The organism is Bacillus sp. PAMC26543, assembly GCF_014250375.1.
In the GTDB taxonomy this organism is placed as follows: domain Bacteria; phylum Bacillota; class Bacilli; order Bacillales; family Bacillaceae; genus Bacillus; species Bacillus halotolerans.
On the sequence record NZ_CP060193.1, the window covers coordinates 3424153 to 3441052 of the forward strand.

General features: G+C 45.8%; 10 protein-coding genes and 1 pseudogene. 3 read left to right on the forward strand and 8 right to left on the reverse strand.

Translation table 11 applies throughout. The features are described from left to right. Nucleotides 1-114 precede the first annotated feature (114 nt). The gene (gene srfP / locus H7F27_RS17300; protein ID WP_185848212.1) at nucleotides 115-3264 is read right to left on the reverse strand and encodes a surfactin resistance protein SrfP; all 3150 of its coding nucleotides are present in this window, start codon (nucleotides 3262-3264) and stop codon (nucleotides 115-117) included. A gap of 130 nt (nucleotides 3265-3394) precedes the next feature. Here srfP and H7F27_RS17305 point away from each other — a divergent pair. Further along, nucleotides 3395-4259, forward strand: a pseudogene (locus H7F27_RS17305) (TetR/AcrR family transcriptional regulator); the annotation flags it as partial. Nucleotides 4260-4289: 30 nt separating this feature from the next. On the opposite strand, the gene gatB reads toward H7F27_RS17305, so the two are convergent. The 3 genes from gatB to gatC are packed head-to-tail and all read right to left on the reverse strand — an operon-like array spanning nucleotide 4290 to nucleotide 7497. Continuing rightward, nucleotides 4290-5720, reverse strand: a complete 1431-nt coding sequence (gatB, locus tag H7F27_RS17310) for an Asp-tRNA(Asn)/Glu-tRNA(Gln) amidotransferase subunit GatB (RefSeq protein ID WP_095714345.1) — start codon at nucleotides 5718-5720, stop codon at nucleotides 4290-4292. A 13-nt stretch (nucleotides 5721-5733) separates the two neighbouring features. Further along, entirely contained in the window at nucleotides 5734-7191 is a 1458-nt protein-coding gene (gatA, locus tag H7F27_RS17315) for an Asp-tRNA(Asn)/Glu-tRNA(Gln) amidotransferase subunit GatA (RefSeq protein ID WP_024120464.1), read from the reverse strand. A gap of 15 nt (nucleotides 7192-7206) precedes the next feature. Further along, nucleotides 7207-7497, reverse strand: a complete 291-nt coding sequence (gatC, locus tag H7F27_RS17320; protein ID WP_024120463.1) for an Asp-tRNA(Asn)/Glu-tRNA(Gln) amidotransferase subunit GatC — start codon at nucleotides 7495-7497, stop codon at nucleotides 7207-7209. Nucleotides 7498-7909: 412 nt separating this feature from the next. Between gatC and opuE the strand changes: the two genes are divergently transcribed. Both opuE and H7F27_RS17330 read left to right on the forward strand, forming a co-directional pair. Then, on the forward strand, nucleotides 7910-9388 hold the full coding sequence (gene opuE / locus H7F27_RS17325) for a proline transporter OpuE (RefSeq protein ID WP_185848213.1): 1479 nt from the start codon (nucleotides 7910-7912) through the stop codon (nucleotides 9386-9388). A 105-nt stretch (nucleotides 9389-9493) separates the two neighbouring features. Then, nucleotides 9494-10192: an MgtC/SapB family protein gene (locus H7F27_RS17330; RefSeq protein ID WP_081638247.1), complete on the forward strand. Its 699-nt coding sequence runs from the start codon at nucleotides 9494-9496 to the stop codon at nucleotides 10190-10192. A 39-nt stretch (nucleotides 10193-10231) separates the two neighbouring features. Here the strand turns inward: H7F27_RS17330 and H7F27_RS17335 are convergent, their stop codons facing one another. The 4 genes from H7F27_RS17335 to pcrA form a co-directional block, all read right to left on the reverse strand. After that, nucleotides 10232-11239, reverse strand: a complete 1008-nt coding sequence (locus H7F27_RS17335; protein WP_185848952.1) for a phosphotransferase enzyme family protein — start codon at nucleotides 11237-11239, stop codon at nucleotides 10232-10234. Nucleotides 11240-11414: 175 nt separating this feature from the next. After that, nucleotides 11415-12605, reverse strand: a complete 1191-nt coding sequence (locus H7F27_RS17340) for a CamS family sex pheromone protein (RefSeq protein WP_024120459.1) — start codon at nucleotides 12603-12605, stop codon at nucleotides 11415-11417. 15 nt (nucleotides 12606-12620) lie between these two features. Then, the gene (gene ligA, locus H7F27_RS17345) at nucleotides 12621-14627 is read right to left on the reverse strand and encodes an NAD-dependent DNA ligase LigA (RefSeq protein ID WP_105954747.1); all 2007 of its coding nucleotides are present in this window, start codon (nucleotides 14625-14627) and stop codon (nucleotides 12621-12623) included. Between the two features lie 23 nt (nucleotides 14628-14650). Continuing rightward, complete coding sequence (pcrA, locus tag H7F27_RS17350; protein WP_185848214.1) at nucleotides 14651-16870, reverse strand: DNA helicase PcrA; 2220 nt, start codon at nucleotides 16868-16870, stop codon at nucleotides 14651-14653. Nucleotides 16871-16900: the final 30 nt, after the last annotated feature.

The following is a 16900-nucleotide window of genomic DNA, read 5'->3' on the forward strand; positions in this document are numbered from 1 at the left end:
TAGTTTTTAGCCGCTGGTCTTTTTTCGTGAGCACCGACGCGCAGACCTGACAACGAATGCGAGGGTTTTTCAACAAGCTGAAAGCCTCAGCAGAGCTGAGGCTTTTTGTCATTTTTACTCTTCTTCTGTTCCCGGTTTTTTCTTGCGGAACTTCGCCAATACTTCGTATACGATTGGCACGATTAAAAGTGTCAGAAGCGTCGAACTGATTAAACCGCCGATAACCGTTACGCCGAGTCCTTTTGAAATGACCTGGCTTCCGCCTTCGAAGCCGAGTGCTAATGGAATCAAGGCGCCGATTGTCGCGATGGCTGTCATCAGGATCGGACGGAGTCGTGTGGAGCCGGCTTCTAAGAGCGCTTCTCTCGTAGACAGTCCTTCCGCTTCCTTATGAATCACGCGGTCAATTAAGACAATGGCGTTTGTAACAACGATACCGATCAGCATCAGCATACCGATCATCGCGTTCAGACTGATTGTCTCACCTGATACGTAAAGTCCGACCAGGGCACCGATGATTGTAAACGGCAGTGAGAACAGAATCGCAAATGGCGCTAATGCTCCGCCGAATGTAATCACAAGCACGAGGTAGACGATCGCAATCGCTGCAAGCATCGCTAATCCAAGCTTCGTAAAGGAATCTGCGATATCTGCGGAAACACCGCCTGTATCGATCGTTACGTTGTCAGGCATGTCAAGCTTATCAATTTTCTTCTGTACATCAACTGATACAGCTGTCACGTTATCTGATGCAACCTCACCAGTGACATCAGCATACACTTTTCCGTCACGTTTAGACACCGTATCAGATGTTGTGCCTTCTTTTACTTTTGCCACATCACCAATTTTGACTTCTTTGCCAGTGGCTGATGTGATCTTTTTGTTCTCTAAATCTTTGACACTCTTATACTCGTCTTTTTCGGTTTTAATGTTCACATCAAGCTCTTTGCCGTCTTTTTTCACGGTTGTGAGCGGGTCCTGTGCTGTCTCTGACATTAAGGCCTTAGAAATTTGAGAAGCTGTTAAACCGAGTTTGCTCAGCTTTTCTTGGTCAGCGACAAATGTATACTCATCATATGTGCTGGAAAGGCCTGAGTTTACGTTCTTCAGATCCTTTTCATCCTTCATGACCTTCTCAATGTCTTTGACTGTGTCTTTAATGTCATTTTCTGAATCGCCATACACATAGTATGTCAATTCATTGTTATTGCCTGAAGAGCTGAAGTCCTGTGACTTCCATTCTCCGCGGTCAGACTGCTTTTTGATTTCTTTCAGCACGTTGTCTTTTTCTTTATCAAAATCCGGCGTGTCGCTGTCATATTTGATATAGAACAATGCGCCGTTTGAATCTCCTCCGGCAAGCGGGCTGCCAGAGCCTAATGAATACTGAACCGTATCGACATGCTTGCGGTCAAGCAGGATTTTTTCTGCTTTTTCAGCTTCATCTTCTGCTTCTTTTTTCGTTTCACCCGGTTCAGGGCTGTATGTGATCTGCATCGTTTTTTCTTCTTCTGACGGAAGATAGCTGGCACCGATTAACGGTACAAGGAACAAACTTCCGAGCAGCATCAGAACGGCGATGATAGACGTGATCCATTTGTGGCTCAGCGCCCAGTTCAATACTTTTTTATAGATGTTTGCGAGTCTGCCAGGTTTGTGTTCTTTCGCTTTTACAGGCGCTCCCGTTAATGATTTTTTGAACAGGCTGTGCGCGAGCATTGGCACGAGCGTGATCGAAATCAACAGGGATGCGGCAAGCGCAAATACAATTGTTAAGGCGAAAGGAATAAACAATTCACCAATTTGTCCGCCTACCAGTGCGAGCGGCAGGAATACCGCGATCGTCACGATAGTGGATGACATGATCGGTTTAAACATTTCCTTCGTTGCTTCACGGACCAGAGCTTTTCCGCGCAGCGGTTCATCTTTCAGCCTCATGCGGCGGTAAATGTTTTCGATAACAACGATGGAGTCATCGACAACCCGTCCGATAGCAACGGTCATTGCACCGAGCGTCATGATATTTAATGTAATATCAAGCTGTTGCAGCACAAGCAGTGCGATCAGCAATGATAACGGAATGGAGATAATCGAAATTAATGTTGATTTAATATCTCTTAAGAATAAGAGAATAATCACAATCGCAAAGATAGCGCCGAAAATGGCTTTGCTTAACATTGTGTCAACTGATTCTGTAATCGGTTCTGCCATGTCAAGGGTAGCGCTGTATTCGAAGCCTTTATGGTCTTCTTTGTATTGCTTCAGCTCATCTTTGACACTGTCGGCAACCTCTACCGTGTTGGCATCGTTTGCTTTGATGATGTTGATGCCGATGCTGTCTTTTCCATTTGTGCGGGAAATTGATTCAGCTTTTTTGACATCTTTAATCGTTGCAATGTCAGATAGCTTGACCGTCGGCACGTCTGTGCTAACACTTTGCTGCGTCTGTGCTCCCGCCTGCGCGCTTTGAGCCGCTTGTGCGCTTTGTGCTGCTGCGGCGCTGCTGCCTGCACTAGAAGCAGATGCCGTTGGAATTCTCATATTCTTCAAATCTTTAATGGTTTCAATATCGCCGCTGACAACGACTGATTTCTCTTCTTTGCCGAATGTGTACAATCCAAGCGGAGTTGTCACATCTGAACCTTGAATCACTTGTTTGACTGTATCTTCATCAAGGTTGTATTCCTTCATTTTGTCTTCTTTGAAAGAGAATTCAACCTCTTCAACCTGCTGGCCTGATACTTGGACAGAAGCTACTCCTTCTGTTCCTTCAAGCTTCGGTACGAGGCTATCTTCCACTTTTTTCGTCAGCTCTTGAAGATTATCTTTATCGCTGGATACGCTGAGCGTCAGAATCGGGAAGGAATTCATGCTGTAGCGGGAAATTTCAGGATCTTTCGCGTCATCAGGCAGGCTGACATTTTCTAATGCTTCAGCCGCTTCTGTTTTCGCTTTGTCCATATCTTTCTCATAATCATATTCAATCATAACCGACGATGCGTTTTCATAGGACGTGGACGTAACTACGCTCACGCCGTCCAGGTTCTGCACCGCTTGTTCAACCGGTTTCGTTACTTCATCAGCGACTTGGCTAGGCGTCGCTCCCGGATATGTCGTGCTGATTGTCAGGTAAGGCATGTTTACATCAGGAATGGATTCTTGCTTCATATTCATACCCGCGTACAAGCCGGCTGCCGTTACAATAATCGTCATCAGCCATACGGCGAATTTGTTTTTCAGAACGAAATTAATAACGTGATTCATCATATCCTCCATTGTGTTTTTATTGACTGACTGGTCATTCTATATAATACTAAACGGTATAACGCAACATCGTCAACTCATATACCAGAAATTTTTTCTAAATTTTTCAAGGATTAAGGGGAAGCACGTCATGAATGAGAAAAAAGAGAGACTCATAAAAACAAGCATTCGTTTATTTGCGAAAAAAGGATACGCTTCGACGACCATCCAGGAAATCGCCAGTGAATGCGGCATCTCAAAAGGCGCTTTTTATCTGCATTTCAAATCAAAAGAAGCGCTGCTATTGTCTGCCTGTGAATATTACATTGGCATGTCTATGAAAAAAATGAAACAAATAGAAGAGGATCTCGCCGGACAGCCGCCTAAAGATGTGCTGAAAAAGCAAATCAGCGCCCAGTTTGAGGATTTTCGCGATCATAAGGATTTTATTGTTCTGTTGCTTACTGAAAATATCATTCCGGAAAACCAAGAAGTGAAGCAATACTTTTACAAAGTCACAGCCGAGACAGATAAACTGTATCGGAACGCTTTGCTTGCGACTTATGGCAAGGAAACTGAGAACTACCTCTCAGACCTCTCCATCATGGCAAGAGGCATTGTGCACTCCTATATGAATGTGATGGTATTTAATGAAGAAATCAAAATTGATGCAGACAACATATCTGAATTTATCATGGAGAGACTGGATGATCTTGTACAGGGGCTAAGCCGTTCCAGCCTGAATCCGCTCATGCCAAAAGACATTTACAGCCTGGTGCCGGCGGATAAAGGCCAGATCCTTCAGGACATTCAAAAAGTGAAAGAAAACAGCGCATTGCCTGAGGACATCATCGTTTCGCTCGATGTGATCGAGGAAGAGCTGTCACAGGAAAAGCCGCGCAAGCCGATTATTAAAGGCCTGCTGTCAAATTTGACCGGAAGTGATTTCGAAGAAGTTGAAAAGCTTCGCGCTTTGATCTCTATCTTTATTTCTATTTGATCATAAAAAAGCAGCTCCCTCTGCAATGAGGAGAGCTGCTTTTTCATTAGCGTTTTTTGATTTCTTCAAGCAGGATTTTGTTAACCATCGGCGGGTTGGCTTGTCCTTTGGACGCTTTCATAATTTGTCCGACAAGGAAGCCGATCGCGCGGTCTTTCCCGTTTTTAAAGTCTTCAATCGACTGAGGATTGTTGTCAAGCGCCTCTGTGACAAGCTTCAGAAGCACGCCTTCATCAGAAATCTGCACAAGGCCTTTTTCTTTCACAATCTTCTCAGCGTCGCCGCCTTTTTCAATTAATTCCTTGAACACTTTCTTCGCGATTTTAGAAGAAATTGTTCCTTTTTCAATCAATTGAATCATGCCGGCAAGGCCTTCCGGTGTCAGCGCAACATCAGAAAGCTCTTTTTGCTCAGCGTTCAGATAAGCTGACACTTCACCCATGAGCCAGTTTGATGCTTGTTTTGCTTCAGCGCCTTTTTGAACTGTTTCTTCGAAGAAGTCTGCCATTTCTTTTGTCAGTGTCAGAACCATCGCATCATATGCAGGCAAGCCAAGCTCATCGATATAACGCTTGCGGCGTTCATCCGGAAGCTCAGGAATGCTTGCTTTTACGCGCTGCTTCCATTCATCGTCAATGTAAAGCTCGACAAGGTCAGGCTCAGGGAAATAACGATAATCGTCAGAACCCTCTTTGACACGCATAAGAATGGTTTTCTTCGTTGCTTCATCGTAACGGCGAGTTTCCTGCTGGATCACACCGCCGGACAGAAGAACCTGCTCCTGGCGTTTTTCTTCATGCTCAAGGCCTTTTTGAACAAACGCAAAGGAGTTCAAGTTTTTCAATTCCGTTTTTGTGCCGAATTCCTCTTGGCCGGTCGGACGAAGAGAGATATTGGCGTCACAGCGAAGTGAACCTTCTTCCATTTTACAGTCTGACACGCCTGTATATTGGATGATGGACTTCAGCTTTTCAAGATACGCATATGCTTCTTCCGGCGTGCGGATATCCGGCTCAGATACGATCTCGACAAGCGGCGTTCCCTGGCGGTTGAAGTCAACAAGAGAATAGCCGTCACCTGTATGCGTCAGTTTTCCGGCATCTTCTTCAAGGTGAAGACGTGTGATGCCGATACGTTTCGTTTTTCCGCCGACTTCAATTTCGATCCAGCCGTTTTCGCCGATCGGCTTATCAAATTGAGAAATCTGATACGCTTTCGGGTTGTCCGGATAGAAATAGTTTTTGCGGTCAAACTTTGTATCCGTCGCGATTTCACAGTTCAGCGCCATAGCCGCTTTCATTGCGAATTCCACGGCTTCTTTGTTTAGTACAGGCAGGACACCCGGATACCCGAGGTCGATGACGCTTGTCTGTGTATTCGCCTCCGCGCCGAATGGCGTCGGAGAGCTTGAGAAAATTTTTGAATTTGTTTTTAATTCAACGTGGACTTCAAGTCCGATTACCGTTTCAAAGTTCAATTCATTTCACCCCTTACAGTTCAGGTTTTGCTTTATGATGGTCTGTCGCTTGTTCGAATGCATGAGCGACGCGGTATACAGTACTCTCGTCAAAGTGTTTTCCGATGATTTGCAGGCCGAGCGGAAGTCCGTCAGCAAATCCGCATGGCACGCTGATACCCGGAACGCCGGCAAGGTTGACCGGAATCGTTAAGATATCGTTTGCGTACATTGTGAGCGGGTCTTTCGTGTTTTCACCGATTTTAAACGCAGGTGTCGGTGTAGTTGGTCCAACAATGACATCATATTTCTCAAATACGTCTTCGAAGTCTTTCTTAATCAAAGTACGCACTTTTTGCGCCTTTTTGTAGTACGCATCATAGTAACCTGAGCTTAAAGCGAATGTTCCAAGCATGATACGGCGTTTCACTTCATTTCCAAAGCCTTCAGCGCGCGTTTGCTTGTAAAGGTCGATCAGGTTTTCCGCATTGTCCGTGCGGTATCCGTAGCGGATGCCGTCAAAACGTGCAAGGTTGGCAGACGCTTCAGAAGATGACAGCAGGTAATACGTCGCAAGCGCGTATTTACTGTGCGGAAGAGATACTTCTTCCCATGTAGCGCCAAGGCCTTCTAGAACTTTGAGCGCTGCAAGAACAGATTCTCTCGCTTCTTTGCCGACGCCTTCGCCAAGATATTCTTTCGGAACCGCGATTTTCAATCCTTTGATATCGCCAGTTAATGAAGAAAGAAAATCCGGAACGTCTACATTTGCGCTTGTAGAGTCCATTTTATCAACACCTGAAATGGCTTGCAGCAAGAATGCGTTGTCCTCAACCGTACGTGTAATCGGCCCGATTTGGTCTAATGAAGACGCAAATGCAACCAATCCGTAACGGGACACGCGTCCGTATGTAGGCTTTAATCCGACAACGCCGCAGAAAGAGGCAGGCTGGCGGATGGAGCCGCCTGTATCAGAGCCAAGAGAAAACGGAACTTCTCCCGCGGCAACTGCAGCCGCAGATCCGCCGCTTGAACCGCCGGGAACCGTATCTAAGTTCCAAGGGTTTTTCGTCAGCTTGTAAGCTGAGTTTTCTGTTGATGACCCCATGGCGAATTCGTCCATGTTCAGTTTTCCGATTGTGACCGCTTCAGCATCTTGAAGGCGCTGAACGACAGTTGCGTCGTAAATCGGGTCAAAGTTTTCGAGAATTTTGCTGGAGCAAGTTGTGCGCAGCCCTTTTGTTACGATATTATCTTTTACGCCGATCGGCATACCAAAGAGAAGACCATGCTCAGAACGGCTGTCAACCGCCTCATCGAGTTCCTTCGCATACGCGCGCGCTTTTTCTTCATCTAATGCCAAAAAGGCTTGTACCTTATCATCTACCGCTTGAATGCGTTTATAAGATTCATCGACCAGGTCAGAAATCTTAATCTCTTTTTTATGTATGAGCTGTTTTAATTCTGTGATTTTGTGATCAAATAATGACATTCTTGTGTCCCTCCTTTAGTCCAGAATTGATGGCACACGAATATAGCCGTCTTTGTGGTCAGGCGCATTTTTCATGACATCCTCAACCGGAAGACCTTTACCCGCTTCATCTTCTCTCATGACATTTTTCATTTTCAGCACGTGAGTTGTAGGCTCAACATGGTCTGTGTTGACTTCATTCAGCTCCTCGGCAAATGAAATGATGCTGTCAAGCTGTTCAGTGAACATTTTTGCTTCTTCTTCAGTAATCGCAAGTCTCGCAAGATGCGCAACGTGCTTTACTTCTTCTATTGAAATTCGTGACATATGATCCACCTCCACATATTTCTCCGTTAAGTCATATAATACTGATCATATCAAAAACAAGCCCTCTAAAGCAACAAAACGCCTTGGGGCGGGCCTGTGTTTTCGAGACAATACCCTATATATTTTATACTAAAAAGAGGCGAAGGAGAAACGAAATATTTTTCTGAAAATTTTTACTTTAATTATTTTTGAAAGCGTTTTAATCTTTATTCCCTTCTAGGTTTGCCTCGGTATTTCCCGCTGACCGTCTATGTTTCATCGCTTGAATGGGTGGGAATACTTTGTTAGGTTAAGTTACCAAGTGCACCTGCAAAAGAATATCTTTTGTGTCGCACTTGCGCCAGGCTGCTTAACTGGCACCATCAATTTGAGAGGTGATGCAACATTATTAGAATTGAAGAGAGGGTAAAACGTGAGTATTGAAATTATTATTTCTTTAGGAATTTACTTTATTGCCATGCTGTTAATCGGCTGGTATGCATTTAAGAAAACAACTGATATCAACGATTACATGCTTGGAGGAAGAGGTCTCGGACCGTTTGTTACTGCTTTGTCTGCCGGAGCGGCGGATATGAGCGGATGGATGCTGATGGGTGTTCCCGGCGCGATGTTCGCGACAGGGCTGTCAACCTTATGGCTTGCTTTAGGTCTTACAATCGGGGCGTACTCAAACTACTTGCTGCTGGCTCCAAGGCTGCGTGCTTATACGGAAGCGGCGGATGACGCGATTACGATTCCTGATTTCTTTGATAAACGATTCCAGCATTCTTCATCACTGCTGAAAATCGTATCTGCTTTGGTTATCATGATCTTTTTCACATTGTATACCTCTTCCGGTATGGTATCTGGCGGACGGCTGTTTGAATCTGCTTTTGGCGCGGATTACAAATTAGGCTTGCTTCTGACTACCGGTGTTGTCGTATTGTACACACTGTTTGGCGGTTTCCTTGCTGTCAGTCTGACTGACTTCGTGCAGGGTGCGATCATGTTTGCAGCACTAGTGCTTGTGCCGATCGTTGCTTTTACCCATGTGGGCGGCGTTGCTCCGACTTTCCATGAAATCGGCGCTGTTAACCCACATTTATTGGATATCTTTAAAGGCGCGAGCGTCATTAGCATTATTTCCTATTTAGCCTGGGGCTTGGGCTACTACGGCCAGCCTCATATTATCGTCCGGTTTATGGCCATTAAAAACATTAAAGATTTAAAGCCTGCGCGCCGAATCGGCATGAGCTGGATGATCATTTCAGTTCTCGGTTCCGTGCTGACGGGTTTAATCGGTGTTGCTTATGCCCATAAATTCGGTGTTGCTGTAAAAGATCCGGAGATGATATTCATTATCTTCTCTAAAATATTGTTCCACCCTTTAATTACAGGATTCTTATTGTCAGCTATTTTGGCTGCGATCATGAGTTCCATCTCCTCACAGCTCTTAGTAACAGCAAGTGCTGTGACAGAGGATTTATACCGGACGTTTTTCAGACGAAAAGCTTCCGATAAAGAATTAGTAATGGTCGGGCGTCTTTCCGTCTTAGTGATCGCCGTTATTGCGGTATTCTTATCATTGAATCCGAGCAGCTCCATTCTTGATTTGGTCGGATACGCGTGGGCCGGCTTCGGTTCAGCTTTCGGGCCTGCGATTCTGCTCAGCCTGTATTGGAAGCGGATGAACGAATGGGGCGCGCTTGCTGCGATGATTGTCGGGGCTGCGACCGTGTTGACCTGGATTACAACCGGCCTGGCAAAATCAACCGGCGTGTACGAAATCATCCCTGGGTTTATCCTCAGTATGATTGCCGGCATTATCGTCAGCATGATCACAAAGCGGCCTGCAAAAGCCTCTTACCGATTATTCGGTGTCATGGAAAAACTGTTAAAACGCAAAAAATAATCAAAAAGCCATCAAGCGCTGCTTGGTGGCTTTTGTGCCCTTGTTTTGCGATAAATACTGTGAGAAAATCATATTTATTTAAAAACACCATAGATAAGGGGGAAGTTGCTGTTGAGCTGGTATATTGATCCTGACATTTTATTAAAATTAGGCATTGCCACTTTGATTGGCATGGTCATCGGGCTGGAGCGCGAGCTGAAGAATAAGCCGCTCGGATTAAAAACCTGTATCGTTATCGCCGTCAGCTCATGCATGCTGACGATCGTCAGTATTAACGCGGCATATCATTTCCCTAAATACTACCGCATCATGATGGACCCGCTGCGTCTGCCGGCGCAAATCATCTCCGGCGTCGGGTTTATCGGCGCAGGTGTCATTTTGCGGAAAAGCAACGACGTCATTTCCGGCTTAACCACATCGGCTATGATTTGGGGTGCGGCAGGACTCGGGCTTGCTACCGGAGCGGGATTTTACAAAGAAGCCTTTGCCAGCCTTCTGTTCATCCTGATCAGCGTTGAATTTCTGCCGTGGGCGGTCAGAAAAATCGGTCCAGACCGTCTGCAGGAAAAAGACATCCGCATCAGAATGTCACTTTCCGATAAGGACAAAATGACAGAGATCTTAAAAGAAATGAAAAGAAGAAACATTAAAACACACTCCGTCCGAATCGATGACCTTCATGAAAAAGAATTCCCGATCATGGAAGTCAAGGTCCGTGTCCATAAAAACAGATACACGACCGATGTCTACTATGATATAAAAGACATTGAAGGTGTAGTCGGCGTGAAGTGCGATACATTATAAAAGCCAATGGGGCATTATATCCCATTGGCTTTTTTCGTTCTAGACGAGCTTAGAAAAATCAAATTCTGTGATCGGCGTGCGGTTTTCTATATCCCTTCTGAAACCGGCCAGCATTTCTTTTTCTTCTGTGCCTATTGAGTTAAGATCAAACATTTGATGCAGCAGTCCGTATATCAGCATGTGACGCAGGCGGAGAAAATCAGGTATTCTTTTCAGCCACGAAGCATCAAGATTATTTTCCTCTCTGTATCCGTTCATAAAGTGCGTCATAAATTCCTCTGTAAACACGGCTTTATTTTCATATGGAACGACCGGATACCACAGCACATTATAAAGGAGAATGCTGATATCATTGACAAACCAATTGTATCCGATGTCATCAAAATCAAATGTTGTGATTTTCCCTTGGTCCCAGTTAAAATTGCCATGGTGGAGGTCTGCATGAACCAAGCCGTAACTGTCCCTGCTTTTTGGTAATTGGCGCAGTTCATTCATTAGCTCATCCGCCTGCTGAAACACCTGAATCTGGTCTTCCGGCACGTATTTTCTAAGCATCAGCTGCTCTTCTTCATCCCACTCCTGTCTTTTAAAAGCAGGATTTTTGAGCTTGTAGCTTTTTGTCAAGCTGTGCATTTTCCCTGTGTATCTGCCAAGCTCAAAAAATAGGGTTTCATTCCAGTCGGATTCGTCCACTTTGTGCCCCGGCGCCTTCTCATAGGCTCGCAATAAAAATGCTCCGCCGTTTCCGTCAGGGACTTCTTCAATCTCTGTGCCATTTAGCGACGAAATCGGTTTTGCGACTGAAAGCCCGCCTTCATCCAGATGACGGAGCCATTCCATTTCACCCATCATATAATCAGCCGACCTGCGAATTGTATGGGTAACCTTTAAAATATAAGGTTCATTATCTTTTATAAACTCATATACATAGTTTTCGGCATCAGCCAGAAAACGCACCTGATTTCTTGAAAAACCGTATCTCCCCGCAGCCTCTGCCAAAACCTTCTCCTCACGAAATACTTTCTTGATTTCTTTATGCACGTTTATCTCCCTTTCTATGCCTTTGATTTCTTCTATTGTTTTTACACGATTTCCAGCATCAACATACCCCCATTTGGTTTTTGTTTCGACAGAAGCGGAAACGGTTGCGGTTTCCTTATACTGTTAATTGTAACACAAAAAAACCCTCAGGCCACAATGGCACAAGGGTTTTGCATGTTTATCAGTCATAAATGTGAACAGTCGGCTCTTTATCGCCAGCATCGCGGAGAATGACCGCTTCCTGTCCGTCTGAGGATGTAATATCCACTTCGAGATCTAGTGAGCTCTTTGAGTAGTAGTCCATGACTTCACCCGTTAAGAACTGGGTAAACGCGACGACTTCACTCTTTCCGTAGAATTGCATCGGAATTTCAATTTTCATTTTCTTCATTTCATCGTTTTCATACAGGGCCGTTCCGACAACACCTGTGTAGTTCGGGAAGTAGTTGTCAATTGAGTTTTTGAACCGTTTAAAAACTTCAGTATCATCAGGATATTTCTCTGCAGTGCTCGTATCGGCCGGATAGAAGACGTATTTTTCATTTACATCGTCCCAGTTTGAGATATCAGAGGAGCCTGCTTTGACTTCTGTTTTGGCGATAAAATTGCCGGGAACGATTGATGTTTTGGACGCCTGTTTGTAAAGCGCAATCGTAATCGGCACATTTTTCAAGTTGTCTTTTTTGCGAAGGCGGTTAATGACCTCCTGCGCGATTTTTTCTCCCTGTTTACGGAGTGTGCTGTTATCAATCTCCACTTCTTTTTGAGGGTCGCCTGTTTTTTCACGGTAGTAATACACTGAATTTAACGCCAAGCCGATCATAACGCCGCCAAGCTGGATGGAATTCTTGTCTTTTCTGACTAAGTAATCATGTTCCAGCATAGAAGCTAAATAAACTGGACTGCTTTCGTTTTTCTCTTCAGTTGAACCAGAGCTAGGGAGTGCTGGGTTCAGACCCTCGTTTTTAAAGTTTTTATCTTCTTTTTGGGCTTTTTTCAGATCAGAGCCTGTTTTTTTCCGAGCCAGCCAGCTTAATACTGTATCTTCATCTAAGTATTGTCCTTCTTGGAACAGATAATCGTCTGTCGAGAAAGAGTCCTGGGCAAGGCGCATCAGCCCCGTTTCAAACTCATCAATATCAAGTCTTGTATTCAGCTGTTCCGTTGTCAGGCCGCGTGCTTTCCCCGCCTTAAACGGAAGCACCATTTTGTAATAGGAGTCAGAGATATTGTATTTCGGGATAATCGCTTTTTCTGACGATTTCGCCGTTTTTTGCGTAATCTCTTCCTCCTTCTTCCCCCCAAAACCTGACGAACAGGCAGACAGCATTAACACTGCCGCCGTTGCCGCCATTACCAACGTCTTTTTCAATAGAAAACACTCCTCTTATTTCTTTAGCTCTCCCATTAACTGTTCTTCATTCCACACTTCAATGTTCAGCTCTTGCGCTTTTGTCAGCTTGCTTCCCGCCGCTTCTCCGGCGATGACCAAGTCTGTGTTTTTGCTGACGCTTCCAGTCATCTTTCCGCCGAGCGCTTCAATTTGCGCTTTCGCTTCGTTTCTTGACAGCTCTTCCAGCTTTCCTGTCAGAACGATGGTTTTGCCTGCAAAATAGGAATCGCTGTCCTCTGCTTTTACTTTTTTCGGACCTTTATAAAGTGTGTTTACGCCCAGCTCCTCAAGCTCTGCCAAAAGCTCGAGCATTTCCTCTTTATGGAAATAGGTGATGACTGCGTCAGCCATTTTTTCACCGATTTCATCTATTGCAAGAAGCTCCTCTATGGTGGCTTTTTTCAGATTATCCAGGCTTTCAAAGTGCATAGCGAGCGTCTTTGCAGCCTTCGAGCCGATAAAGCGGATGCCAAGGCCGAATAACAGGCGCTCTAATGAATTTTCCTTCGATTTCTGAATAGAGCTGATCAGGTTTTCAGTTGATTTTTCGCCCATGCGTTCGAGCTGAATCACCTGTTCCTTCGTCAGCTTATACAGATCTGCCACATTTCGGACGAGATTCTCCTGAAACAGCTGTGTAATGACTCGTTCGCCAAGCCCGTCAATGTTCATGGCATTGCGGGAGACAAAATGAATCAGACCTTCTCTGATTTGTGCAGGGCATTCAGGATTGATGCAGCGAAGTGCCACTTCTCCTTCAATGCGGACGAGTTCACTGCCGCATTCAGGGCATTCTGTCGGCATGCTGAATTCCTTTTCTTCCCCTGTCCGCTGTTCAACGAGAACGTTCACGACTTCAGGAATGATATCGCCCGCTTTTTTGATGACTACCTTATCCAAAATCCGAATATCCTTCTCTCTAATTAAATCTTCGTTATGAAGGGATGCTCTTGAGACCGTTGTCCCGGCTACTTTTACCGGCTCAAGAATCGCGGTCGGCGTAATCACACCCGTTCTTCCGACATTTAATTCGATATCGAGAAGCTTTGTCACGACTTCTTCTGCAGGAAACTTATACGCTATGGCCCAGCGCGGGCTTTTCGCCGTAAAACCAAGCTCCTCCTGCTGATCAAGGGAATCCACTTTGATGACGATGCCGTCAATTTCATACGGGAGATCGGCGCGTTTCGCCTGAAGCTCATCGATCATCGCAATGACTTCTTCTATGCTGCCGCATTTTTTCCGTTCCTGGTTCGTTTTAAAGCCGATGTCGTCGAGAAAATCAAGTCCTTGGCTTTGTGTCTCCACACCCATTTCGTCAAGCTCCGCTATACTGTAGACGAAGATATCGAGATTTCGTTTCGCCGCAATTTTAGGGTCAAGCTGTCTGAGTGATCCCGCAGCGGCATTGCGCGGATTTGCGAACGGTTCTTCCTCGTTTTTGATCCGTTCTTCATTGAGCGCTTCAAACGAACGCTTCGGCATATACGCCTCGCCGCGCACTTCAATCGAAAGGCTGCGTTTCATTTTGAGCGGGATAGTGCGGATCGTCTTCAGATTTTCCGTAATATCCTCTCCCGTCGTCCCGTCGCCTCTTGTCGCGCCTCTGACAAAATAGCCGTCTTCATAACGGAGAGAAACAGCAAGACCGTCTATCTTCAGCTCCACATTATACGCCACATCATCACCCACGGCCTGTCGCACACGGCGGTCAAAGTCGCGGAGATCGTCAGCATTAAACGCGTTGCCCAGACTGAGCATCGGCGTGCCGTGAGTGACTTTTTGAAACGCATCAAGCACAGCGCCGCCGACACGCTGTGTAGGAGAATCAGGCGTTCTGAGGTCTGGATGCTCCTCCTCAATCGCAATCAGCTCCTGCATCAATCTGTCGTATTCGGCATCCGGGACGCTCGGTTCATCTAAGGTGTAATATTCATAGCTATACTTGTTGATGGTGCGGCGCAGTTCTTCTGCCCGCTGCTTCGCTGTTTCTTTGTCCATCTGCTTCTTCCTTTCCTCTTCAATTACTGCTTTTCTATTGGCGCGAATGCCGCTAACAGGCGTTTCACACCGATCGGGCTCGGGAAGGCAATATCGAGTTCGGTCCCTTCTCCTTCGCCTTTCACGCTGACAACGGTTCCTGTGCCCCATTTTTTATGCCCGGCTTTATCTCCGACAGCCCAGCTTAGGGTATCGCCGCCTGTTTTGCTTGCGTAGGACACCGGACGGGAAACAGGGCCGCGTCTCGGCTGCATTTTTCTCGCAGACGGCGCTCTCGTTTCTTTTTTCTCATTTAGGTTTTCCAATAAATCATCCGGAATTTCACCGATAAAGCGTGATTCCGGGTTCATGTTTGTTCTGCCAAACAACGTGCGCATTTTTGCGTTGGTCAGATAAAGCTCCTGCTCCGCTCTTGTAATGCCCACGTAAGCGAGACGGCGTTCTTCTTCCATCTCTGCTTCTTCCATCAGTGAACGGCTGTGCGGGAAGACGCCTTCCTCAAGTCCCATAAGGAAAACAACCGGGAATTCCAGTCCTTTTGCGGCGTGCAGCGTCATCAGCGTGATCGCATCCGTGCCGCCGGATTCTTCCTCTTTCTGGTCGAGCTGGTCGATATCAGCGATCAGTGCCAAATCAGTCAGGAACGCAACGAGTGTTTTGTCTTCGCTTTTCTGTTCAAAGTTTTTCGTTACAGACAGGAACTCGTCGATGTTTTCTAAACGGCTTTGGGCTTCAATTGATTTTTCAGCCTTCAGCATTTCTCTGTATTCGGTTTTATCGAGAATTTCTTCGGTCAGCTCGGTAATTGATAAATAGTCCTGCATGTTTGTCAGGTTCTCAATCATCTGTCTGAAGCTGTCGAGCGCGTTTGCTGCCTTGGCGCTGACGCCAATGAAATCAACCTGCTGAATCGCTTGGAATAGTGACAAGCCGTTCATCGCTGCATATGAAACGATTTTTTCAAGCGATGTGGCGCCTACTCCGCGCTTCGGCACATTGACAATACGCGTGAAACTGATATCGTCATCCGGATTGGATACGAGACGCAGGTACGCGAGGATGTCTTTGATTTCTTTTCTGTCATAGAACTTTGTGCCGCCGACAATGTTATAGTTCAGGCCCGCTTTGAGAAGCGTTTCCTCAATCACACGGGACTGGGCGTTTGTCCGGTACAAGATGGCGATATCCGACAGCTTCCGTTTGCCGGAGTTATGAAGCTCATAAATTTTCCCGGCAACAAATTGTCCTTCACCGAATTCATTGTCTCCGCGGTAATAGGAAATTTTAATTCCTTCATCGTTTTCCGTCCATAGATTTTTCGGCTTGCGGTTTGTGTTGTTTTGGATCACTTCGTTGGCCGCGCGCAAAATCCGTTTTGTTGAACGGTAGTTTTGTTCAAGCAAAATGACGCTGGCATTCGGATAATCCTTTTCAAAGGAAAGAATGTTGGCAATGTCCGCCCCGCGCCATCTGTAGATGGACTGGTCGGAGTCGCCGACAACACAAAGGTTTTGGAAACGCTCAGCCAGCTGCTTCACGAGCATGTATTGCGCTCTGTTCGTATCCTGATACTCATCGACGTGGATGTATTGGAATTTGCGCTGATAAAACTCAAGCACTTCCGGAATACGGTCAAACAGTTTAATGGTTGTCATAATTAAGTCGTCGAAATCAAGCGACTGGTTTTTCAGCAGTTTTTTCTGATAATCAGTGTATACATCGCTGACGACCTGATCATAGTAGCCGCCGGCAACCTTAGAAAATTCCTCAGGTTCGGTTAATTCGTTTTTCGCACTGCTGATCGTGCCGAGGATGCTCCTCGGATCAAATTTTTTCGGATCGAGGTTGCGTTCCTTCAAAATTCCCTTGATGACTGAAAGCTGGTCAGCCGTATCAAGGATTGAGAAATTGCGGTTGATCCCGATGCGGTCGATATCTCGGCGCAAAATCCGCACACACATGCTGTGGAACGTGGAAATCCAGATATCGTCCGCGCCCGGTCCGAGAATGCTTTCCACACGTTCTTTCATTTCCCGTGCCGCTTTATTTGTAAATGTGATCGCCAGAATGTTCCACGGCGCCACATGCTTTTCCGCCATTAAATAAGCGATCCTGTGTGTCAGGACACGCGTCTTTCCGCTTCCCGCTCCCGCCATCAGCAGCAAAGGCCCGTCCGTTGTTTTGACAGCTTCCTGCTGAACGGGGTTTAATCCGCTTAATAGTTGATTGCTAATGTAATTCAAAATTCGTCACCCGCCTATACAAACATATGT